Source organism: Exiguobacterium sp. Leaf196 (assembly GCF_001423965.1).
In the GTDB taxonomy this organism is placed as follows: Bacteria; Bacillota; Bacilli; order Exiguobacteriales; family Exiguobacteriaceae; genus Exiguobacterium_A.
Map to the genome: position 1 here is coordinate 438,461 of NZ_LMPV01000006.1, position 24,490 is coordinate 462,950.

Annotated in this window: 17 protein-coding genes and 1 other annotated feature; of the genes, 3 read left to right on the forward strand and 14 right to left on the reverse strand. The window is 45.9% G+C overall.

Features of this window, described 5'->3' with window-relative positions; translation table 11 throughout:
• Positions 1-39: 39 nt before the first annotated feature.
• From ASG02_RS08430 to ASG02_RS08440, 3 genes are read left to right on the forward strand one after another with little or no spacing between them, the layout of a single operon-like run.
• A complete protein-coding gene (locus tag ASG02_RS08430) occupies positions 40-567 on the forward strand; it encodes a prepilin-type N-terminal cleavage/methylation domain-containing protein (protein WP_056062565.1) in 528 nt (175 codons plus the stop codon).
• Positions 530-1,150 (forward strand): PilW family protein, encoded by a 621-nt coding sequence (locus ASG02_RS08435; protein ID WP_056062568.1) that lies wholly within the window; start codon positions 530-532, stop codon positions 1,148-1,150. Before ASG02_RS08430 ends, ASG02_RS08435 begins: the two co-directional genes overlap by 38 nt.
• A gap of 18 nt (positions 1,151-1,168) precedes the next feature.
• Entirely contained in the window at positions 1,169-2,740 is a 1,572-nt protein-coding gene (locus ASG02_RS08440; protein WP_056062571.1) for a hypothetical protein, read from the forward strand.
• 49 nt (positions 2,741-2,789) lie between these two features.
• Here ASG02_RS08440 and ASG02_RS08445 read toward each other — a convergent pair whose 3' ends face one another.
• The 14 genes from ASG02_RS08445 to ASG02_RS08510 form a co-directional block, all read right to left on the reverse strand.
• Positions 2,790-3,476 carry an ankyrin repeat domain-containing protein gene (locus tag ASG02_RS08445; RefSeq protein WP_056062574.1) on the reverse strand — a complete coding sequence of 229 codons (687 nt, stop codon included), beginning with the start codon at positions 3,474-3,476 and terminating at the stop codon, positions 2,790-2,792.
• An 18-nt stretch (positions 3,477-3,494) separates the two neighbouring features.
• Positions 3,495-7,073 (reverse strand): DUF5057 domain-containing protein, encoded by a 3,579-nt coding sequence (locus ASG02_RS08450; RefSeq protein WP_056062803.1) that lies wholly within the window; start codon positions 7,071-7,073, stop codon positions 3,495-3,497.
• Between the two features lie 70 nt (positions 7,074-7,143).
• Positions 7,144-8,388, reverse strand: coding sequence for a folylpolyglutamate synthase/dihydrofolate synthase family protein (locus ASG02_RS08455; RefSeq protein WP_056062577.1), 1,245 nt, complete (start codon positions 8,386-8,388; stop codon positions 7,144-7,146).
• A 54-nt stretch (positions 8,389-8,442) separates the two neighbouring features.
• Positions 8,443-11,079 (reverse strand): valine--tRNA ligase, encoded by a 2,637-nt coding sequence (locus ASG02_RS08460; protein WP_056062581.1) that lies wholly within the window; start codon positions 11,077-11,079, stop codon positions 8,443-8,445.
• 50 nt (positions 11,080-11,129) lie between these two features.
• Positions 11,130-11,359 (reverse strand) — a binding site (T-box leader).
• A 54-nt stretch (positions 11,360-11,413) separates the two neighbouring features.
• Positions 11,414-12,724: a glutamate-1-semialdehyde 2,1-aminomutase gene (gene hemL / locus ASG02_RS08465; protein ID WP_056062584.1), complete on the reverse strand. Its 1,311-nt coding sequence runs from the start codon at positions 12,722-12,724 to the stop codon at positions 11,414-11,416.
• Positions 12,721-13,710, reverse strand: coding sequence for a porphobilinogen synthase (hemB, locus tag ASG02_RS08470; RefSeq protein WP_035406433.1), 990 nt, complete (start codon positions 13,708-13,710; stop codon positions 12,721-12,723). The genes hemL and hemB overlap by 4 nt, the downstream gene beginning before the upstream one ends.
• Positions 13,707-14,411, reverse strand: a complete 705-nt coding sequence (locus tag ASG02_RS08475) for a uroporphyrinogen-III synthase (RefSeq protein ID WP_235514016.1) — start codon at positions 14,409-14,411, stop codon at positions 13,707-13,709. Before ASG02_RS08475 ends, hemB begins: the two co-directional genes overlap by 4 nt.
• A complete protein-coding gene (gene hemC / locus ASG02_RS08480; RefSeq protein WP_056062591.1) occupies positions 14,377-15,303 on the reverse strand; it encodes a hydroxymethylbilane synthase in 927 nt (308 codons plus the stop codon). The genes ASG02_RS08475 and hemC overlap by 35 nt, the downstream gene beginning before the upstream one ends.
• An 83-nt stretch (positions 15,304-15,386) precedes the next feature.
• Positions 15,387-16,727: a glutamyl-tRNA reductase gene (hemA, locus tag ASG02_RS08485; RefSeq protein ID WP_035406423.1), complete on the reverse strand. Its 1,341-nt coding sequence runs from the start codon at positions 16,725-16,727 to the stop codon at positions 15,387-15,389.
• A gap of 214 nt (positions 16,728-16,941) precedes the next feature.
• Positions 16,942-18,084, reverse strand: coding sequence for an AI-2E family transporter (locus ASG02_RS08490; protein WP_052018986.1), 1,143 nt, complete (start codon positions 18,082-18,084; stop codon positions 16,942-16,944).
• A 27-nt stretch (positions 18,085-18,111) separates the two neighbouring features.
• Entirely contained in the window at positions 18,112-19,545 is a 1,434-nt protein-coding gene (locus ASG02_RS08495; RefSeq protein WP_056062594.1) for a glycosyltransferase, read from the reverse strand.
• Complete coding sequence (locus ASG02_RS08500; RefSeq protein ID WP_156358997.1) at positions 19,535-20,557, reverse strand: HEAT repeat domain-containing protein; 1,023 nt, start codon at positions 20,555-20,557, stop codon at positions 19,535-19,537. The genes ASG02_RS08495 and ASG02_RS08500 overlap by 11 nt, the downstream gene beginning before the upstream one ends.
• Positions 20,554-21,300: a response regulator gene (locus ASG02_RS08505; protein WP_035406415.1), complete on the reverse strand. Its 747-nt coding sequence runs from the start codon at positions 21,298-21,300 to the stop codon at positions 20,554-20,556. The genes ASG02_RS08500 and ASG02_RS08505 overlap by 4 nt, the downstream gene beginning before the upstream one ends.
• Positions 21,301-24,348 (reverse strand): hypothetical protein, encoded by a 3,048-nt coding sequence (locus tag ASG02_RS08510; RefSeq protein WP_235514017.1) that lies wholly within the window; start codon positions 24,346-24,348, stop codon positions 21,301-21,303. It abuts the gene before it with no gap.
• Positions 24,349-24,490: the final 142 nt, after the last annotated feature.

A 24,490-nucleotide genomic window follows, 5' to 3' on the forward strand; every position in this document is an offset into this window, starting at 1 on the left:
ATCTTTCATCCTCATCTATCATGAAGTAGAGGTGAATCCATGCATCGCGAGCAAGGCGGTTTTTCGCTAATCGAAGTACTAGTCAGTATTACGATTTTATCTATCATATCGGTATCTCTTATCAGTATTTTTTCTCAGTCCCTGGTTGCTTCGCGTGACAGTACAGAGTTGACGTTCGCGAATTATCTGGCAAAAAATGCAACATCTTATATCAAGCGAGAAGCTTTAGAAGCGACACGTGACGAACCATTCGCTTTTAGTTCTCTATCTACACAAGCAGACAAAGCCACTTATCTAAATGGAAACTATGTCATTCCCGAGCCCACGTCTCCTTCTTGTGGACTATCGGCTATATGTACATCAATCTTTACTAATCCTGAAATCAATAATATTGCCTTTGACGTCAAATACAGTGTGACACCTCGGAAGATAGAAGGAGTCGTTAATCCAAATCTTCTTGACCTACATGTATTCGTCTATATAGAAGGTACATCTGAACCGATTACGTCATTGAAAGGATCGATTACGAATGCGACGCTCAATCAAAGTTTTCCGACAACAAAATGATGGATTCTCACTTGTCGAATTGCTTGTTGCGATCGTCATTGCCTCGATCTTTAGTGCGGTCATTTTGACCGTATTCATTTCGGGTACGAAAAGCTTTCGGGCAACTGGGATCATCAGTGAACTACGCAGTGAAGCTGATAGTCGAGTCGGTATCATCTTAAATGAAATCAGTGGATTTGATGCAATTCGGGTCGATGAAGCAAAACAATTATCGTTTTATAAAAGATCACTTCCTGTCTTGAACGCCGATACTGGATTACTTGAACGCGCCAGTGGATTCGAACCTTTTGACGCAACAGAAGAATCATCTTCTTCAGAAGAGAAAGCGAGACCAGTCCGTTATACATTTGCAGAACAAACATTGGACAGTACCGAACTAACGTATGAATCAGCGACACAGTCAATCGACGACCAAACTGAATTACTACAGACTTTCAAGTTATCGAGTCCGGAGTATCAAACCATTACATCAGGAACGTATCCGGGTCGCTACGTCATTCACGGTATTTTAACGATTACAACTACAATTCAATCGACAGATCATGAGGAAGTTCAGACCTTCACGAGTACGATTGGATTTTAACTCAGAAAGGAACACGGTATGCGTAAATCCGAAGAAGGCTATACATTACTTTTCGTTCTTGTGACTTTAACAGTCCTGTCCGTTCTCGCTGTTGCGACGATCGGTATCAGCTTACAGTCGAATCGCTTAACTGAAATCCGTGAGACAGATATCGATGTCGAGACGACGACACAAAATGATCTTGATTTAGCAGTCGCCTCCCTGCAAAACATCGTCTCTAAGACGACCGGGACTTCACCAACGACTTCTTCTCAAGCATTGTTTGAGAATCTCGATAATTCTATCGTTTTACCCTTAAAATCAATTGTTCCGAACGTGACCGTCAAGCTGAATGAAACCGCATCAAACGTCCGGGTCAAAGCGTTTGATTTAACAGCGACAGTTTCAAAACAAAAAGGCGACCAGCCGACAATAAAAAAAACGTATCGACAACGTGTCTATTTATCTGCCATTCCTAGTTTTTTGTACTATACGTTAGGCTCAGATGATCAAGTCATCTTAAATGGTGCTCCCTTGATCGAAGGTAATATTTTTTCCCGCAACGCCCTGCAAGCAACTGCGACCCCGATATTCAAATACAATAATGAGGATGGTACCTTCACTAATACTAAAGCACTTCCCTACATCGCAGGTCAGGTACGCGTTTTCCAAGAGAAGACTCAGCCATTATTGAAGTGTGGGGATTACCTCGTGTGTGATAAAACGATTTTTGATCCGAAAGGTGCAACGGAGCTAGTATCAACGAAAGAAACATTAGTTCCGTTCGATTTCGACTATGCGTTGAACGATTTTTTGAAATTACCAGTGAATACGCCTTTTACGCAAGTGGCTTCTGCATTAAAAAATTCTTCAATTCCACAATCTATATTAACGGGACCATTTTTAACAGAACTTGATACGAAGCGACAAATGATCAGTCCAGCATTAAACACAGGCAATACTGTGACATTGACAGATGATCTTGTTCAAGAAACACTCGAACCTTTAATCATTAACGGAAATTTAACGATTTCTTCTTTGAACCCTTTGACCCAGCCGCTTGAGATCAAGCGTCCTCTCGTTGTTCTTGGCAACTTACTGATTCGAGGAAATGTTGGATTTGCAACGACGATTTATGCGACTGGAACGAGTCGTCTAGATGACGCAAACATTCAAGGGCTGACTTCAACTGCGAAACAAAATACATTGATTTTACTTAGTAAAGGAAATCTTGTCATTAACCGCGTCAATAAATTTTCGACGCCTCAGACGACTACACCTGATTTAAATGCGTTTCTATATAGTGACGACGATCAAAAAAATACGATTTATTCTGTTGGTTCGACGATGAATGTACGTGGAGGAATCTTCACGAAAGGAGAACTCGAAGTCAATGCTTACCGTGGGAAACTGAGTTTACCTGAAAATGCGTTCCCTGCAAACGTGACGGAGCTCGAAAAACTGATGGTCGCCAACAAATCACCGGACTTCGAAGCTTCCCGTTTACGCATGGCGTATGATGCGACAGTATTGAAAAACCCTACGGCACTACTTCCACTCAACCGAGCCGTCCAATTGTATGTTGAAACACCAAAACGTATTCAACCATAAGGAGCATGAAAAAGAGTCATTCGTCAGCGACGAACGACTCTTTTTTTGATTAAAATTTCGTTGCTCGGTATTGTTTAACAAGCTTTTTCACCTTGTTCTTTTCTACCGTTGCACCATTCTGTTGTAACATCACATACAAATCTTTTCGATTTTGTTTAACCGTTTCATAGACTGGTTGCTCTTTCCCACGATTCGGATCAGCTCCTGCTTGCAATAACAGTTTAATCGCCGCATCGTTTTGATCCAGTGTGGCATAAAAGAGTGGTGTATGTCCGAAGTCATCGATCCGATTGATTTCTTTTTTTGAAGCTTTTTTCACGAGAAGCGTATAGACATCAATCGATCGATTCACACTTGTCGCGACATGAAGGACCGACTGACCTTGCGCATTCAGTTGACTGATTTTTGCACCTTGTGCCAACCATTCAGCTACCGTACTACGCGGTGTGAATTGCGCTGCATAAAACCAGTTCGCTTTATTTTGGACGGTCTGTTCGTCAAGGAGAAGCTTCGCCTTGTCAAAGGCGAGTGTTTCTTGGAATCGACGAATGTAACGATTTTTCTCCTTTGTCGATAAAGAGGCATCCTTTAACGCTGTAGCAAGTCGTTCTGGCTTTTCCGAACGTAGTCCTTGTTCAAGTGCTGCGTGTTGATTTGCTTTTGTGACGTATACCGCCCCCCCGATTCCAATGATAATTAAAATCAAGAGGACGGCAATGATTCGTTTGCGTTTCATATCTCGCGTCCCCACTTCTTAGTAAACATCTCCATCCAAGTCTGATGTTCCTGATTCAGAACCAATTGTTACCTTAAATGTCGTCGTTAGTGGTGTTTTTTGATTATCTTTCACGACTTCGAGCACCTCTTTATTCTCTTTTAATGCCGTTACCTTGATACGTGCCACACCTGGACGCAACGGTTGCAATGCTTGCCCTGTTGCATCAATTTTGACGTATTCCTTACCTTGAAGGACTTCCAAGCGATAGAATCGCTCCGTCGCCGTCACTGGGAACCAGCGCAGAACCGGTGATTTCTTATCATCTTTCATCGTCATCGCGATATCATCAGCTGTCAGATTGATTGGATTCTCGCGTACCCGTACGAGCGTCTTCGCGACTGTATCCGGGAAATCAGTTAACGTTAGTAACGCTTCGACTGGTCCATTTGGTGTACCGGCTTTACCTGTAATCGCGTAACCTGACGCCGTCTGTTTCAACTCAATCGCACCACTTACAGTTGATGCCGTAAATGATAATGGGTAGTTTGGTTTAAACGTCGCTGTCACGTCTTGATTCGATCCGACCCATAATTCCAGATTACTTGGAGAGACCGATAGTTCCGGTAACTTGACTTGGATCGTGTACTCTTGTGACTGAGCAAGATAAGTTGAGCTTCCGGCTGTTGCAGGTACAACCGCTTTGACCGTGACCATTCCTGGCGTCTTTCCTGTCAGCTCCAACGTATTTTTAGTTAAGCCATTCGTCGTCACACGAGAATCGTTCGTGATGATCCATTGAATCGGTGTGTTTCGTCCCGATACCATCGAAGCAATTCCTGACATTGATTTTGTCTCTCCCACATATAATGTATCCGGTATATTTTGAACGGTTAACTCTCCAAATACATCATTGATGACGAGTTCTGAAGTCGCTGTCAACTCTTTTCCGTTTCCGACTGGTACGACGAGTTTAATCTGTGTCGTTCCGACTTTTTTCGGTTTGATGACACCAGCTTCATCAATCGATGCGATTTCCGAATCCACAATCGACCATTTTAATGCGCCATATTGACTGCCTAAAGGATTAATTTCTGGCAAGACTTTATAAGATGGTGTCGTGATATCCATCTTAACGGACGGAATCTTCACACTTGTCGCAAAGGATGGTGTCAGTGCATAACCAATCGTCGGAAAAGCTTGTGGATCATTTGCGACGGTCGTCGATTTATCTTTCCCATTCTTTTTATCACGATATATATTTTTTATTGATGTCAACGTGTTGTCTTTTTTATCGAGTAAATGAACTCCTGCGGCATCTTTCGCACGTACTTTGACAGTAAACGTCACTTCCGATTGATTCGCGATCCATTCCCCTTTATGAACGCCTTCAATTGCCTCATCATATTCGATGTCCGGAAGATTTCCTTTGATCGTCTGACCGGTAATATTCGTCCCAGTCAGCCCCGTCGCCGATAAGATTTCAAGGTTACTCGGGAATTGTTCGTTAAACAGAATATTTTCCATCGTCACCGAGAACTGACCCATGATGTATCCGTTATTTCCGATGGCATCCTTTTGCATCATCGGAGACATTTTGACGGTATAGGTGATATCGGCTGTTTCCCCTTTTGGGATCGTTGCTGGATCAATCGAACGGGACAGGACGAATGGTGCGGATGCAGCCGGACGCACGACTTGAACGGTCCGTGTCTCAATCGTTTTTGCTCCCCGTTGATCTTCTGCTTCAATTCGGATCGTTACACTCGTTTTTCCTTTAAGTTTCGATTCAAACGATTGACTGACGAATGAGTTGTTTTTCAACTTATTGTTTTCAAACACTTTCTCATCATCAATATAGATGCGCGTCTTTAACTCACGATCTTGTAAATCGTAGTCGTTTATTTGGTATGAGATTGCTAAAGGCTCATTTTCAAGATAACTTGATTTGTCATATGGTAAAAGACTTTTGATTAAAGGTTTATGGTTCGCACCAATAAAGGCACGATACATCGTATTCGTAAATAAATTCCGCTCCCCTACATCAGTAAAAGAAGAGGTATGTCCAGCACCTGAATACGTGATGTTTCCCTTAGTATACATATAGTAGTGATTTCGAGCATCTCCTACTGTCCTACCAGTCTCCGTATCTGCTTCTATTTCCTTAATGTTATACCAAGGTATTAAATCCGGTTGTTCTAAATCAAGAGCAAAATATTGATTGTGTGTTTGCGCAATCGAAATCTCATTGTCTAACGTAAAAGGAAATGATGTCATTTGCCCTTCATTTTGTCGAATGGCTTTCGTGGATTTTTTAGGTGCTGCAAATCCCATATTTGTATAGTAGGTTTGACCCGATGCTTTAGCGTAGTCTGCTTCCCAGCGAGTTGGAGCATTTTTTACATTTGATCTAAAGATGGTATCGTGTGTTAACATGAGTCCCTGTCCCGTATTCGTAAATGACTTAACTTTATCAAATGCCAGGTCAGTAAGACTAGCAGTACCATAAGAATCTTGGAATCCGAAAATCAACATATCATATGAAGCATTTAAATCTTTTGAAGTTACTTCACTCGAAAATTTAGCTGAATCTATGACATTTAAATTAAAATTATAAAAATCATTTTTACTTAAATTTTCTCCTTTTAGATTATCTAGAAGAGAACCAGTTCCTCTCGTTCCAAGAACCTGAAGTACTTTTGCTTCAGCTAATTGATCTTTCATTAAAAAACTACCTGTCTTATAGTCTGACAATCCATTGCTTTTATTGATTCGAATCATCCACTGTCGTGGTCCTGTATAACTCGGAACGTCAAATGTATAGGTAAGTTTCCCGTTAGCTGCGGCTGGTAATTCATCAACTTTTTCTGATTCATCGAACTGATCATTACTGTCAAAATCGATATAAAGTGTCGCTGTAGTATCAGTTATCGACTGATCAAGAGTATAACTAAACTCAATTGGTCGATTCGGAACCGCTATCGAACCGATAGACGACAATGTGTTTCCTGCTTGCTTTACCGTCACATTCGAGATACGGGGACGCACGTTGATTTTTTGCTTCAATGAGTTAATGACATCATTGATATTTTCGTAAGAAACAGTTGCTTGTGTCGATATATAGTTTTTCAAGACCTTTGAGAAATTACTTTGATCATGCGTGAAGATATCTTTATGCAGATACACTGGTAGTCCTTTTCGAACATATGCATTGAGGATTTCATTACTTTTTAGTCGTGTAATATCATTTTCGATTTTACTTGTATTATGATTTCTTTTATCAAACTCAGATAATTTAATTGAATATTTCTCTTGATCATTACTATTGATTGAAGGATCAAAAACAATTGCATCAAACGCTCCATCTAACGGAAAACGTGAGGCGTTAAGTTCCTTGACGGTCATCTTCTTAACATCAAAACGCGCTGAATCAAGTCCGGTTAATAGCGAAGTGATATCTGCATTCGGATTAATTCGATTTGTTATTGACCATTCATCGCGAATCTCTAAAATCTTAAACTTTTCACCCGTTGCGGCTATAGAATGTGGCTCCTGTATATACGTAAAACTTGAAAAAATCAGTAAGGTAGCTAAGGCTAGACGGATCCACTGCTTCATCATTTATCGTCTCCTCATCGTGTCATCAAAATATGGGACTATACTCCCCCATTTCATTATAACGAGAGAATCAGGATTTTCCCTTTTTTGTAAAAATGGAAGCGTAATAATGACGCACTTCACTAATAAAATAGAGTGATCCCGTCACGACGTATGTCCGGTCCATCTCCAATTGATCGAAGAACTCTTCGACCGTCGTTACATTAGCCCCGTCTTGTTGTAACTCATCGAGTGTCCTTGTTCGCGGGAAATCGAATGTCGTCTCGTAAATATCTGGTGTAACGTTGCGTAGCTGCGCAAGCATCGCCGACCGGTCTTTATCACGCAAAATCGAACAGAGCAACGTCACGGGTTTTGATTCTTCCTTTAACCGTTCAACAAGTGCCGTGATGCCTTCCGGATTATGCGCACCATCGAGAATGATTCGTGGTTTGCGCGAGATGGTTTCAAACCGACCTGGATGTTTCGCTTCTCGTAGCCCTTTTCGGATCGCCGCTTTCGACCATCCGAGACGTCGCGCACAAATGACGGCGTTCGCCGCATTATGAACTTGATGATGGCCTTCAAGACCTAAGCGGGTCTCTGGAATCCCGTCGTACGTCGCCCAGGTCCCGGTTTCCTTTAACCGGTAACGGATGATTGCTTCCTGGCTCCATTTCAAGGTCGCATTCCGGTCACCGCAATATGCCATTAACGGTACAGTCAGTTCTTCTTGCAGTTTCCCGGCGATGACCGGTGTCCCTTGTTTGATGATGCCGAACTTCTGTAAGGCGATCTCTTGGAGCGTATCTCCGAGAATCGCTTGATGATCGTGACCGATTGATGTGATGATTGCTGCGACCGGCTTTTTGAAGACGTTCGTTGAATCATACAGTCCACCGAGTCCGACTTCATAAATAACGAAATCCGGACGGATCTGATCAAAATAATAGAAAGCAAGTCCTGTTAATGCTTCGAACTCAGTGACTGTACCGAGTGCCGGATCGATGTGCCTGATGGCATCTTGAACCGCGATGGCAGCTGTAACGAGATCGTCTTCTGCGATCGGTACCCCATTCAACATGATTCGTTCCTCAAACTGAATGATGTACGGTGACGTAAATGTCCCGATTTGCAATCCTTCCGCAACCCCCATCTCACGCAAGAACGCGACCGTCGATCCTTTTCCGTTCGTTCCGGCGACATGAATCGTCGGAATCGCGTCCGGGTCAATCTGTAATTCCAGTAACATCGCCTGCATCCGTTCAAGACCTGGTTTGACGCCGAATGCTAGTAAGCTCGATAACCAATCCAATACATCTTCTCGCGTCCTCATGCTGTTCGCTCCTTTAAAAAAAGTGGCTCAAGGAGACTTGAGCCACTGCTGTAATTAGTGTGAGAGTTCGTTGATGCGTGCTTCGACAGCTTGACGTTTTTCCGTATAATCAAGTGCCTTCGCTTTTTCTTCATCAATGACATGTGCTGGTGCTTTGCCGACGAAGCCAGGGTTGTTGAGTTTTTTCTCGACCCGTTCGACTTCTTTCGTATACTTAACGAGTTCTTTATTCAAGCGCGCGATTTCTTCCTCGATGTTGATCAAGTCTGCGAGCGGGATGAACAATTCTGCTCCCGTTACGATCGCACTCATCGCTTTTTCTGGGGCTGGCATTTGCTCTTCAATCCGGAGTTCAGACGCGTTCGTGAACTTTTGCAAGTACGAGCTGTTTGACGACAAGTCGTCTTGAACACGTGCGTCATTCGTCGAGATGAATAGTTGGATCTGTTTCGACATCGGTGCGTTCACTTCCGCGCGGATGTTACGAACCGAACGGATGACGTTCTGAACCGCTTCAAATGCTGGAACAGCTTCCGGGAAGTCGAGTGACGCCTCGCGTGTCGGCCATGCGGCACGTGTGATCGTCTCACCTTCATGCGGTAAGTGTTGCCAGATTTCTTCCGTGATGAACGGCATGAACGGATGCATTAAGCGCATGATCCGGTCGAGTGTATAGGCAAGAACCGAACGCGTCGTTTGTTTCGCTGCTTCGTCTTCTCCGTTGAGCGGCAACTTCGCCATCTCGATATACCAGTTACAGAAGTCTTCCCAGATGAAGTGATAGAGAATACGTCCTGCTTCACCAAACTCATATTTATCCGATAGACGTGTCACGTCATCGATCGTCGTCTGTAAACGTGTCAGGATCCACTTATCTGCGAGTGATTTTTCGCCTGTCAAATCAATCTGATCAAATGTTAAACCATCCATGTTCATCAAGGCAAAACGGCTTGCGTTCCACAGTTTATTCGAGAAGTTCCACGTTGCTTCAATCTTTTCCCAGTAGAAGCGGAGGTCGTTGCCTGGTGTCGATCCAGTCGTTAAGAACCAACGCAGTGAATCAGCACCGTATTTCTCGATGACATCCATCGGATCAATCCCATTTCCGAGGGATTTCGACATTTTTCGTCCTTCCGAATCACGAATCAATCCGTGGATCAAGACGTCTTGGAATGGACGTTGTCCCGTGAATTCATACGATTGGAAGATCATCCGTGATACCCAGAACGCGATGATGTCATACCCTGTAACCAGTGTCGATGTCGGGAAGTATTTCTGATAATCCGCTGCGTCCGTATTCGGCCAACCCATTGTTGAGAACGGCCAAAGGGCTGAAGAGAACCATGTATCGAGAACATCGTTGTCTTGCTCCCAGTTCTCGAGATCGGCTGGTGCTTCCTTGCCAACGTATACTTCGCCTGTTTCTTTATGGTACCAAGCCGGAATGCGATGTCCCCACCATAGTTGACGGCTAACACACCAGTCACGGATATTTTCCATCCAGCGTACATATGTGTTTTCAAAGCGTTGTGGAACGAAGTTGACCTTGTCTGGTCCTTGTTGTTCCTCGAGTGCTTTTTGCGCGAGTGGTTCCATTTTGACGAACCATTGTAATGAGAGATACGGCTCGACGATTGCATCTGAACGTTCCGAGTGACCAACAGAGTGCAAGTGTGGTTCAATCTTGATCAGAACACCTTCTGCTTTTAAATCTTCAACGATTTGTTTCCGGCATTCGAAACGATCCATGCCTTCGTATTTACCTGCATTCTCGTTCATCGTTCCATCTTCATTCATGACGAGGACACGTGGTAATTCGTGGCGGTTACCGACTTCGAAATCGTTCGGGTCGTGTGCAGGTGTAATCTTCACGACACCTGTACCGAACTCCATGTCGACATATTCATCCGCAACAATCGGAATCTCGCGACCAACAATTGGTAACGTGATCGTTTTTCCGACGAGGTGAGCGTAACGCTCATCCTTCGGGTTCACGGCAATCGCTGTATCACCAAGCATCGTCTCAGGACGTGTCGTCGCTAGTTCAACATGACCTGAACCGTCCGTCAGTGGATAGCTGAGGTGGTAAAACGCCCCTTCGATATCCTTGTAGATGACTTCGATATCCGAGATCGCTGTTTTCGTCGCTGGGTCCCAGTTAACGATGTATTCGCCACGATAGATCAAGCCTTTTTCGTAAAGTTTAACGAAGACTTCTTGAACTGCTTCCGACAACCCTTCGTCGAGCGTGAAGCGTTCACGCGAGTAATCGAGTCCAAGACCGAGTTTTGCCCATTGTGCACGGATCGTTGACGCATACTCTTCTTTCCATGCCCAAGATTGCTCGAGGAATTTCTCACGACCCATTTCAAGACGTGATTTCCCTTCTGCTCGCAGTTTTTGTTCGACTTTTGCTTGCGTCGCAATACCAGCATGGTCCATTCCCGGTAGATACAGGACGTCGAACCCTTGCATCCGTTTCATCCGCGTCAGCATGTCTTGTAATGTTGTGTCCCAAGCGTGACCAAGGTGTAATTTACCTGTGACGTTCGGTGGTGGAATGACAATCGTGTACGGCTCTTTCTCCGGATCTTGATCAGCTTTAAAGTACTCTCCCTTTAACCAAAAGTCGTGCCATTTTTCTTCCGTTGCCTGCGGATCATATTTCGTTGGCATTGATAATTCCTGCATCCTGATCGCTCCCTTTTTGTCCATAATAAAAACGGCTTCTCTCGTCCTATGCTAAGGACGAAAGAAAGCCGTTGCTTTTTTCCGCGGTACCACCTTAGTTCATCCAACATCGGATGCCCTCGAGCCACGTAACGTGTGGAGGACGGATATCGCTCGTAAGACTCACGATACCAGCTCGTGGGGTGACCTTCCTCCTGTTCGTCCGTCACATCTTTCAGCCAAGGATGTGTTCTCTACGCCGGTACGAATACAGGATTACTCTTCCCGTCATCGCTGTTGCCATTTTCTTCTTTATTCATTTTAGCCGAGAGTTTAAGCAATCGTCAAGAACTGCTTAACGATCGAACTCAACTTGGAGTTCCTTGAACGTCAATTCGACGGCTTCAATCGTCTGTTCGATATCTTCGTCCGTATGGGCAATCGAGAGGAAGAGACCTTCGAATTGTGATGGTGGTAAGAAGACACCACGCGCCGCCATCTTTTGATAATACGAACGGAACATCTCAAGGTTCGATGTTTTCGCTTTTTCGAAGTTCGTGACACGTTCATCCGTGAAGAAGACACCAAACATCGCACCCGCACGGTTCGTCGTCAGTGGAATGTTATATTTCGCCGCAGCATTCAGGTAGCCTTCAGACAGACGGCTCGCTTTCCGGTCGAACTCTTCATAGTGCTCGGGTTTCAATTGCGTCAGTGTCGCTAGACCCGCTGCCATCGCAAGTGGGTTCCCGGATAACGTACCTGCTTGATAAATTGGACCTTGTGGTGCGATCTGTTCCATGATGTCACGACGTCCGCCATAAGCACCGACTGGCATTCCGCCGCCGATGACTTTACCGAGACACGTGATATCCGGCGTGACACCGAAGTGTCCTTGCGCACAGTGGAATCCGACACGGAAACCGGTCATGACTTCGTCAAAAATTAATAACGCACCGTTTTCTGATGTGATTTCCCGTAAGCCTTCAAGGAATCCTGGTTCTGGTGGCACGAAGCCCATGTTCCCAGCAGCCGGTTCGACGATGACACCAGCGATATCGTCGCCGTGTTTTTCAAACGCGATCCGGACAGCATCCAAATCGTTGTAAGGAACCGTCAGTGTCATGCTCGCAATTTGCGCTGGAACGCCTGGTGAATCCGGTAGTCCAAGTGTCGCGACACCTGAACCTGCTTTAATCAAGAGTGAGTCCCCATGACCGTGGTAACAGCCTTCGAACTTCAAGATTTTTGTCCGACCTGTATAGCCGCGCGCGAGACGAAGGGCAGCCATCGTCGCTTCTGTACCCGAATTGACCATCCGGACGACTTCGACCGACGGTACACGACTGATGACGACTTCCGCCATCGCTGATTCGATTTCTGTTGGTGTCCCGTAACTCCAGCCACGCGTCGCTTGTTCTTGAATCGCTGACGTGACGATTGGATCGGCATGACCGAGAATCATCGGTCCCCATGACAGGACGTAATCGATATACTCTTTTCCGTCGATATCATAGAGCTTTGATCCTTTCGCATGATCTGCAAAGATTGGTGTCATCCCAACTGATTTATAAGCACGGACTGGGCTGTTGACACCACCCGGCATGAGCGGGAGTGCCCGCTCGAACGCTTCTTTTGATTTTGAGTTCTGGTTAATTAAGCTCATTTCGACCCCTCCAGGTAACGACAAATGTCTTTTGCGAAATAGGTGATAATTAAATCAGCTCCTGCTCGTTTAAAGCCAAGCATCGTCTCAAGGACGATTCGTTCTTCGTCGATCCAGCCGTTCAGGGCTGCAGCTTTGACCATCGCATACTCACCCGATACGTTATACGCAACGATTGGTAGATCAATCCGCTCGCGCACATCACGAATGATGTCCATGAACGCAAGCGCAGGTTTGACGATCATGAAGTCAGCTCCTTGATCGACGTCCGCTGTTGCTTCTCGGAACGCTTCGCGACGGTTTGCTGGGTCCATTTGGTAGCCTTTCCGGTCGCCTTCTCCTGGTGCCGAGTTTGCCGCGTCACGGAATGGACCATAATAAGCAGATGCATATTTAACGCCATAGCTCATGACCGGAATATGGCTGAAGCCGTTCTCGTCCAACCCTTGACGAATCGCTGCGACGAATCCGTCCATCATTGATGATGGAGCGATGACATCGGCACCCGCCTGAGCTTGTGAGATGGCTGTTTTGACGTGAAGCGGTAATGACGCATCATTATCGACCGTTCCGTCAGCGACGATTCCACAGTGACCTGTCGACGTATATTCACATAAGCATGTGTCGGCAATGACCGTTAGCTGCGGAGCAACTTTTTTGACGAGACGTGTTGCCTCTTGAACGATCCCGTGATCGTGAAACGCACCTGATCCTTGTTCGTCTTTTAAGTGGTCGTGCGGGACACCGAATAAGATGACAGATTCGATTCCGAGTGCGACGACTTCTTCAATCTCAGCCGTCAGATGATCGAGTGATAAGTTAAAGACGCCTGGCATCGAACTGACTTCGCGTTTGATATCTTCGCCTTCAGCAACGAAGATCGGATAAATCAAATCCGATTTATGCAACTGGTTCTCGCGGACGAGTGACCGGAGTGATGCGGTATGGCGTAAACGACGGTGACGTGCGTATTCTAATGTGTTCATGCTGATTCCTCCTCAATGATACGATCAATCATGCCGTCCACCGTGAATTCACGGGCGACATGAATCGGTTGAAGTCCGGCTGCTTTTGCTGCTTGCTCCGTGATCGTCCCGATGACGATGAAGGTCGTCTTCAGGTCTAGCGGAGCAATCGCTTCGACAGCGGAAGGACTCTGCAGTCCAATATAGGTGGCATTTCTGATAAGAGCTTCAGGTAGTCGACGGGTGACGGTTTCATAGGTGATGATATCCTCGATCGTATATCGATTCAGTTTTCGTAACTGATCGACCGGTGCTTGCCGCGATCGGTTCCCTCGCGCAAAAACGATATGATCGCCGTCAGACAAGTATGGTCCCAGTTCTGCGACGAGTGCGTCTCCTGTAAAGGTTGACGGACAAAAGTCGGCTGTTCGACCATACTTCGCAAGTGCATCTGCTGTCTTTCGTCCAACGACCGCGATACGCGTTTCTGCTAATTCAGGCAATGCATCAGCAACCCGGTGGACGCCATTCGGACTCGTCACGATGAGCCAATCAATTCCCTTCGGCAACGTAAACGAAACAGGTCGCGTTTCAATGACCGGATAATGCACCGACTCGATTGCGACGTCACGCAGTCGCGCCATCTGCTCGTTCGTCGGTGGTCGACTTCCCGTGAACAATACCTGCTTACAAGTCATCCGGAAGTGTTGCGAGAATCTCACGACCGCCCGAAGCAAGCAGACGTTCGGCAACGTCTTGACCGAGATGCATCGGGTCAAGACCTGATTCGCGCTCGATTAGAATTTGCTCCCCATCGACGGATCCGATGAATCCGACAAGTGTCGTTGACATGTCTTCGTTAATCGTCGCGAATCCACCGACCGGAACGTGACAGCTACCTTCGATGGCTGCTAGGAAAGCGCGTTCTGCGTATGCCACTTTTTCTGTCATCTGATCATGGATCAGGTGCAGGAGATCACGTACTTCTTGATCATGTTCGCGACATTCGATACCGAGGATTCCTTGACCGACAGCTGGAATCATGTCTTCTGTTGAAAGATATTCCGAAACGACATCTTCAGACCAACCCATCCGTTTTAAACCAGCTGCTGCAAGCAGAATCCCGTCAAACGGACCATTTTTTAATTTATCAAGTCGTGTATCGATGTTCCCGCGAATCGATTCGATTTTTAAATCAGGGCGGAGTTTTAGCAATTGTGATCCACGACGTAAGCTGCTCGTGCCGACAACCGCACCTTCTGGCAAGGAAGCAAGACCTTCTCCTGTTTTCGTGATCAAGGCATCACGCGCATCGACACGTGCCGGTGTGGCACCGATGATGAGACCATCCGGTAGTTCAGACGGTAAATCCTTCATGCTGTGAACAGCAAAATCGATTTCTTCGTCAATCATCTGCTGTTCGATCTCTTTTACGAATAACCCTTTACCACCGACTTTTGAGAGCGTCACATCCAAAATGCGGTCTCCTTTTGTGATGATGTTCTTGATTTCGAACTCATACGGCGCGCCGGCTTGTTTCAACTGGTCAATGACCCATTTCGTTTGTGTCATCGCTAGCTTCGAGCTTCGCGATCCAACAATGATTTTTCGCATGCTAAAATCCCCCTGTACAATGATAAAGGGGCGGCACAAGTCCGCCCCATGCATTTTCTATTGTAACACAAATCGTACTTTGTTCACCGGTTCACAGCTTTTGCTGAAGGTGTCGTCTCTTCTGACGTCACGATTTCATCTTCGAGCCCATCAAACAAGTCTTCGTTTAATGCGAACGTATCCATGAACTGCGCAATCCGCTCATCAGCATCCGGTTTCGCTGCCGCATCTTTGATGTAAGATAGCGGTTCACGCAACAATTGATTGATGATGGATTTCATGTGTTTACCAATGACGGTTTTTTCACGTTTTGACATCTCCGGTAATTTCCGTTCCAAGCTTTGCATTGTCTCTTGTTGAATCCGCAATGCTTGGTCTCGTAATTCCGTGATGATCGGCACGACACCAAGTGTCGTCATCCACCCTTCGAACTCAGCGATTGCCGCTTCGATTCGTTGTTCGATTTTCGCCGCTTCCTTCATCCGTTCCGCCATGTTTTGCTGGACGATCGATGTCAGATCATCGACATCATATAAATGAACGCCTGGCAAGTCACCAACGGTCGGTTCGATGTCGCGCGGTACTGCGATGTCAATCAACAAGAATGGACGATCGTGACGGAACAGCTGTGCTGCTGCGATGTCTTCCCGTTTGATGATGGCACGTTTTGCACCTGTTGAAGAGATGACGATGTCTGCCCGAAGCAAACCGCACTGCATTTCATTAATCGAATGCGCTGATCCTTCGAACCGATTCGCGACCTCTTCTGCTTTGGCGAGCGTCCGGTTAAAGACCGTGATGTCACGAGCTCCTGCTTCATATAAGTTGAGCGTCGTCAATTCGCCAGTTTCTCCCGCACCGATGACGACAATCGATTTATCTTCAAGCGATCCGAGTAACTGTTCGGCAAGCGTGACGGCAGCAGCACTGACAGAAACGGCATTTTCACCGATTCCAGTTTCTGCGTGAGCCCGTTTGGCGAGCGTGACCGCTTCTTTGAAGAGTTTGTTAAAGACCGTTCCTGTCGTTTCAAGCTTCTGTGCCATGAAGAAGCTTGTCTTGACCTGACCAAGGATTTGCGTTTCACCGACGATCATTGAATCAAGACCACTTGTCACGCGGAACAGATGTTTCATCGCATCGAATCCTTCATGGATGAAGAGATACGGCTCGAGCTCTTCCATCGTCAAACCAAACCAGTTTGCAAGGAAACGTTTTGTATAATACCGTCCTGTATGTGGCTGATCCGTCACGACGTACAGTTCCGTCCGGTTACATGTCGAGACGATGACACTTTCAAAGATACTTTTTTCATCGCGCAATGCGACGACCGCTCCCTTCATCTCATGCTCCCCAAATGAGACTTGTTCGCGTATTGATACAGGCGCTGTTTTGTTATTCAAGCCGACCACTACGATATGCATGCGCTCTACCCCTTACGTCCAAAGATTTCGTTCCGATCTATCTTTTCGTTCTCTATCCTACATTATAACCATTATAAAAAAGATTCCAATCAATTTATAAACTAAAATGAGTCGAAGTTGTGAAATCTTCTTCATTTTTTCTCTTCTTCTACCTTATCCCTCTCCCGTAAAAATCACAAACCCTCTGCTCCTAAAAAGAGCAGAGGGTTACACTTTACTTCAACGATTCAGGTGATACCGTCACGTCCGGTACGTCGAGACGTTGCTGACGTAAACGATAAATCCGAGCGATGTTCTGAATGACGACTTTTGAGACCGCATAGGTCGGAACTGCCAAGATGACACCGATGATGCCACCGATTTTCCCGGCAACGAGCAAAACGATGATGATCGTCAAGGGATGGACCTTGAGTGTTTTTCCTTGAACGTAAGGAGAAATCAAGTTCGATTCGATTTGTTGCGCGACGACGATCGTGATGATCGCATAGACCGCTTTGATCGGATCATCAATGAATCCGACAATGACTGCCGGGACGGCACCGATGTAAGGTCCAAGATACGGGATGATGTTCGTCACCGTACAGAATAAGGCAAGTAATAACGCATATTGAATGTCAGCAATGAAAAAGCCGATCAAGGACATCACACCGACGCAGATTGAGACGATGACCTGTCCGTTGACGTAATGCTTCACTGTCACGTGCATGTCGTGCAGAATTTTACGCGTTTCCGTTTCGTAGCTACGCGGTAACAATTTCACGACGGAGTCAGGGAATTTATACCCGTCAAGCAACATATACACTAAGATGAACGGCACTAAGACGATGATTAAGACCGTCGAAGAGATGACACCGAAAATCGTTCCAACGGACGTTGAGACGGACTTGAAGACGGTACCGACATACGATGTTGCTTCATTCGTCCACTTATCAAATAAATCTGTATTCTCATGTACCCAGGTCGAGATAAAACGATTGTCCATCAGCTGATCGCGTAAATTTAACGTTTGATCACGCAATTCGATGACGAGCGTCGGAATGCTCGTTGCAAAATCGGTCACCTGCTCAACTAAGATCGGTCCGATTGAAGCGACTGCGATCGTCAGGATCGTGATGAAACCAAGTAAAACGATCAACACGGCAAGACCACGTTTCTTGACTCGTTTTTGCAACGCATCTACGATCCCAAGCGTGAAGTAATAGAAAATACCCGCAATAATGAGCGGTGGGAAGATCAATGCCAGCATGACTTTTATCGGCTGGAATAAAAATGAGATCTTTGTACCGACCCAGATGACAAGAAAAATCACTAATACCCAAATTAATGCTTTAAACCATTTGTTTCGTAACAAATCCACCTAGCATATCCTCCTCATACCTATTCGTCAGCCGACTTTTTCCTCGGTGACGTCTTCGAGACGTTGGCGCTCCATCTGTCCCCAGTTTCCTCGACCAGTCAAGAATTGAATCAATCCACCTAGTTTGAAGAAGACTAAAATCGGACGGTACCAGAACGACTCGGTCAAGGACCATAAATACAACCGAATCAATTCTTTGACGTTCTTGAATCGGTGCATCGTCCACTCTTCCAATAATACTGCACCTGCTGATAATAAGGAACCATAGAGTAAAGCGACGACCAATAAGACGATACCAAATTCAAAGTTAAGCGTCCCGACGAGCAGGTTGAGCGGAATGATGAAATATCCGATCAGTTCAACGATAGGTCCGAGTAATTCAATCAAAAAGAAATATAGCATCGAAACGCCACCAACAGAACCATACTTCGGATTACCGATCATGCGCTTATGGGTCCAGAGCGTCTCAGCTAGCCCACGGTGCCAACGTGTTCGTTGTGACCGTAACACTTCCATTGACTCCGGAGCTTGCGTCCAGCAGACTGGTGCCGGAACGTACTCGATGCGTTTATCGAGTTTATTTTCCTTCATGTATCGGTGCAAACGAACGACAAGTTCCATGTCCTCACCGACAAGTCCTTCCTTGTATCCACCTGCCTGGACAACGATGTTCTTTTGGAACAGACCGAACGCACCAGAGACAATCAATAAGATGTTGAAACGGCTAAGTCCAAGGCGACCAAATAAGAATGCTCGGAAATATTCAATCATCTGCATCAAGACGATCCGTTGTTTTGGTGTCCGAATCTCGACGATTTCACCACCTTCAATCGTACAGCCATTGACGAGGAAGATTGAACCGCATGTCGCGACGACCTCTTCGTCGGACTCGACGATCGGTTTCATGACTTTTAATAGGGCATCCCGCTCTAAAATCGAATCCGCGTCAAGCGAGCAGAAATACGGATAACTGGAATGGTCGATACCGGCATTCAAGGCATCCGCCTTTCCACCATTCTCTTTATCGATAACGATCAAACGACTATCGATCCGCGAACGGTAGACTTGTTTGACCGGCTTCGAACCAATTAGAATCCTCGGATAGCGGATTTCCTTCTCCAGCTCATACGATCGGAACAATTCGTCCATCGTTCCGTCCTTTGAACCATCATTGATGACGATGACTTCATGCTCCGGATAGTCAAGTGCTAGCAAAGCTTGGACACTCGAGACGATCGTATATTCCTCATTGTACGCTGGTACAAGGATACTGACCGGCCGTGTATAGAGAGAGCGCATCAGTGGCAAGTAAGAGCTCTCTTTCCGACGGAAGCGTTGCCGTCGCACCATTTGAGCTGAAATCAGGTAAAGCATCGAATAGAACACGATGACGAGTAACATATAAATCAACACTGTCCATGAAAGGACTTCAATAATGGCTTGGATTGTCTCAGACGACATGATGTTTCATCTCCTTTGCCAACCGTTCTGTAGCTTTTTGACGCGCATAGCGGTCGGGGTGTGTACTTGATACCTTTGCCAATTGTTCGATCCCGCCACAAGCAAGCAGCGCATCAAAGGCAGCCGTCCGGACCCACCACGATCGACTACCGACAAACGGTAAGATCGCTGGTATCGCATCGGCTGGAACGACATGTTCTAGGAAACGAAGGGCAAGCATTTGCTCAACCCAACTTGATTCTTCTTCCAAGTAAGGCACATATAACTTCCAGTCCTCCTCAAGCCCGATTCGCGTGAGCGCACGAAGGGCACGTTTTCGGATTTCCGGATTTTCATCTGTCGTCTTGTCACGAACGAGTGCGATATAACGTGTCTCATCGCGATCAAAGATCAACTGAAGGATCGCTAACTTAAAGGACAGTGTCAATTCTTCAAACGCAGCCACCCATTCCTCTAAGTCTTGACTACGACCGACCGCAAGAATCGCACCGAAGAAACTAATCCCATTTTCTTGCTTGGCGATGGCGATCGCATCTTGCGGTGATAGTGAGACGAGGGTCCGAACGATGACATCGCTCTCTTCTTTTTCAATCGTGTTTCCCCAACGCGCATGAATCATCGGTGCGACTGCTACCAAACGGAATTGAGAGACGGCCTCATAAGCGTTCAAGCGACGGTCAATCCGGCGATGCTTCAATTGTTGTTCGTAATAGGCATGCATATTAGCAGCGACAAAAGCTTGCACTCGTTCGAGATGTGCCGGTGTTGCTGTTAAGTTGGATAGTGCGAAGAGTTCAAGCTCAGCTAAATCCTCGTTTCCTTTTTGAACCGTCGGCATGTCCTGACGTTCACCTGTCGCATAGTCGTAGATGTCATCTCGAAAGACAAGTTGCCAATCGCTACGGGCATGCTCGCGGTTGGCACGTTTTCGTTTTTGAACGACGAGATAGACCAATGCTCCACCTTGTAAGAAAACGAGTACAACGATAAATACTAGAATCGCCTGCATCATCGGCCATCCTCAACTTTTCGGATCCACGCGCGGAATTCTTCGATTTTTAACGGAAGGGTCATAATGTAATCAACACCTCGGTCAATCGCAAGAACATGATCGCGTTCACGGTTGTACATCGAGATCATCATCGATTGGAACGGTGCGACACTCTGATGTTTTGCTCGCAGTAGTAATTCCAGCCCATCTGCTCGTGGTAATGCTGACGTAAACACGAGTAAGTACGGACGGGATGCTACGTACTCGTCAAGGAATGTTTCTGCTCGTTCGAATGTTACGAACCGTTCGAAGCGTTCCGTCAGTTCCCGTTCCATCATCCGACGGATATGCGGATCTTCCGTTACGACGACGACATCCGCGATATGATGGATTTTTTTATAACGCGCTAGCCGGTCAAGGACAAGCTCCCGCGATAGTGTCGCCGGTAGAATTTCTCGCGCATTTTCTAAACCATAGAAAGAAGTCTCTGTATTAAAATACACGACAGGAATTCGTTCCTCGATGACAGGTTCGCTTGCGAGAACGACATCGGCATAAGAAATGTCCGTCCGCACGCACCATCCCTCTTCAATCAATCCGTTGACCGCCTCCGGCATTTGTCCGACTGTGTGCACGAACAAGGTATTCGTCGACGATTGCCGGACGGTTTCTTCCGTCCATTCAATCGTCGAACTGACCTCACGATCTTGACTTGTTGATTCAAACGACTGATTGATTAATTTCCACATCTCTTCACGTCGCATTTAGTTTCCTCCCTCAGTGAATGCTTTTTTCATCGTCCGATAGACAGGTTTCAGTTCTTCTCGCTGTTGCGGATTCGTCCACTCTGCCCAGTTGTAGAAACCACGATCTTTTTCAGGGATACGTGTCTCACCGACTTGACCTGTGACTTCGATTCCTTCCGTAATCATCTTCGCTTCTAATCCATCTTTCCAGAAGTCACCGATGATTTCATGTTTACTAGGGTCTCGCATATTCAAGACCATCCATGGAATACGGAGCTCTACGGTTGGTTTCGTGATATCTGAGATATCTGTCAAGATATCGTCTGGTTCTCCTTCATGTAGAACACCCGTGTCCCACTTGACGGCTGGTTTGACGATTTTTTTCGTCACCGGGTCGCGTCTTGCATAATCGAGCATTTGATAAATTGGAACGAACTTACCGCTGTCTTTTTGATCAGACGGTGGTTTTACCATCTCAAACGGCATCTTGAGACCATAGTGATAACGGAAGATATCATAACGAGCATCGACATCGATGCGCGCCTTCTGATCGATCGTCAGGCGATATTCCGCTCCTTCATCAAGCATCAACGGACCGACTTTCGTATTCCCATCGTTTGGTTTCGTCGATAGCGCAAGTGTCGTCGGCTCTACTTTTTTCCGGTCGATACGCAAATAGAGATAGGCTTCGTCGGATGTCATATATATCGCTTGATCCTTATTTTCAGCGACTGGTGCATACCCTTTCCAATCATCCAATTTCCCGTCAATGACGATATCTGAACGCAGGAAACCAAGCATACCGAAATGTTGTTCGCTCGTCTGGACATTCGACCAACGGGGACGCGTATTGGCATCATCATAATCCATCGTGTTCCACGTCCGCTTGAACCATTCATCTTGCCAGATGAAGACGAGTCCACCGGCTGTTTTGACGTCTTTAATGTCTTGATAGAGTTGTGCGACGAGTTCGCCTTGTTTCTTCTCACTGACATGCCCTTGATCGAAACCATTTGGTCCGAGGTGCGTCTTCCCGCGAGAACTCGGAATTCCGAATTCTGATACAAGTAGCGGCATATCATGATAATCCTTCATCTTCTTCAAGTAACGGGCATACGATTCAGATCCTTTGTCCGTTTTTTGACTGTACTCTTCCTTGATGAACGAAGGATAGTACGGATAGATGTGGTAAGACGCGAACAAGCCACCCGGGAAATCCTTCGTTGCTTTTAAGTGATTGAAATCAATGGAGACGAGGTCCTGTTCTTCCTCAATCTCTTTTGGGTGTTTCAACGGATCCGTCGTCGGCCAGTTCGTCGAACCGATTGGTCGTGTTGTACCGTACTCTTTGATTTCGTGTGCAGTCGCCGTATCCATCCGACCTGCTAACCACGATTCGAAAGGAGACGCTTCTTTCGTCGTCGTTACGTATTGTCCTTCGAAACGTGTTCCTTTGTTCTTTTTATTTGTTTCAACGACAGCTTCCGGTAACCATTCGATTCCGAAGACGAATGCTGAAACGTATTGCGAGACGTCTGAAGTGTATGTTCCGGAAGCATGACCAACAACTTCTTTAACGACTGCGTTTCCATGAATGACATCAACCATTCGTTTTGCTTCCGTATCTGTCATCTTCATGAACTTTGGATCGAATGCATTTTTTAGTTCCTCGAACGGCTTCTCTTCGACCCACATGCCTTGCATGAGATAAATCGGTTGTTTCGCCTGTTCGTTGTAAGCTTTTAATGCATCGTAAAAAGCAGGAGGGTGCAACGTGTACACACGAATCGTATTGACCCCCATCGCTCCGATTTCCTTCAACCAACGATCATATTCGTTTCGGCTGATGGCATGTTCCCCAGGAAATGCACCTGGTCGACCAAGTCCAATGTTGACACCCTTAACGAAGTACGGCTTCCATTCACCATCTTGATACATCTCAAGTGTGTCCTGTCCTTCACGAGCTCGGGTCCGCAACTCTTGGTTACCGACCTTCGTTTGTGAAAGTGGTTTGACCTTCGCAGTTTGTGTCGAGATCCGTTTCGTATCCTCAAGAATCCGCGTCAGCGTCGGGGCGTAAATCTTCCAGAAGAACGCTGATTCACTTTCCGCACTATCGAGGATGAACTGTTTGCGGAACCAATCGAGACCACTGTATCGATAATAACGTGGGATATCCGCGACGTCCGTATAATCACCAGCAAAATAGTGACCACTTCCTTGCGTGACATACGCTGGAAACTCAAGCGGCAACTGGTATTTTCGAAGCATTGCTTGTGTCTGTTTCGAAGGGTTCCAAGAGAAATGCGCTTGTTGTTTCCCGCCATCTAGTTCAAGAATCTCGAACCAGTAGTTATAACGGACCTCATCTTTTGCATTCCCCTTATTTTGATCCCACTTGTAAAGTAAAGGAGTGTCATCATTGACGAAAAAAGCTTTTTCGGTCGAATCATTAATAAAAACATAACCCGGACCTGATAGTTTGAACTCTTTTTCTTTCGCTTGTGTTTTTAATTGAGCTACGACGTTTTTCTCAAGACCTTGCAGTTTTGTTAAATCTGGGAAAAATCGACCGATCCATCCTGTCCAAGCCGTCCCGAATAATTGTCGAAACGCATTGGACCGCTCGACTGACGTCGGACTTGCTGCTGTATTAAATTCCGCCACGACGGTTTTCCCTTGCGAAATCGCTTCAGTTGCGAGCTCGACGTCTTCTGTCGTCAAGCCACCACGATGTTCTTTTTTCCCGTTGACGTCATATGATTTTCCGTACGTATCCGTAAACAACAGCACATCTGCTTTAGAGGCTTGTTGTAACATTTTTTTACCTTGTGTACCATCATAACGGTTGATGTAGTCCGAATACGTATAATCTTGCCCTTGCGTATTTCGGATCTTTAAGTGATTCAATAACCACGTCGTTCCGGCATGCTCTCGCTCTTCCGTTCCGTTCGTGTAATCGAATAGCGCAATGTTTAATGTCTTTTCCTGCTTCAAGAACCAAATGGCAAATGGTGTCAGAACGAGTAAGACGACGATTGCGAACGTCCATTTATAACGCCTCATATTGGCATAGCCTCCCACTAGAACAATTTGTTCCTATCATTGTAACGTGAATCAAATGATGTTCATATAATGGAAATCAAAAATGTTGTAAGGAAATAATTAGATACTATTTTTAGATTACTTTAAACCCTCATAAAAAAAA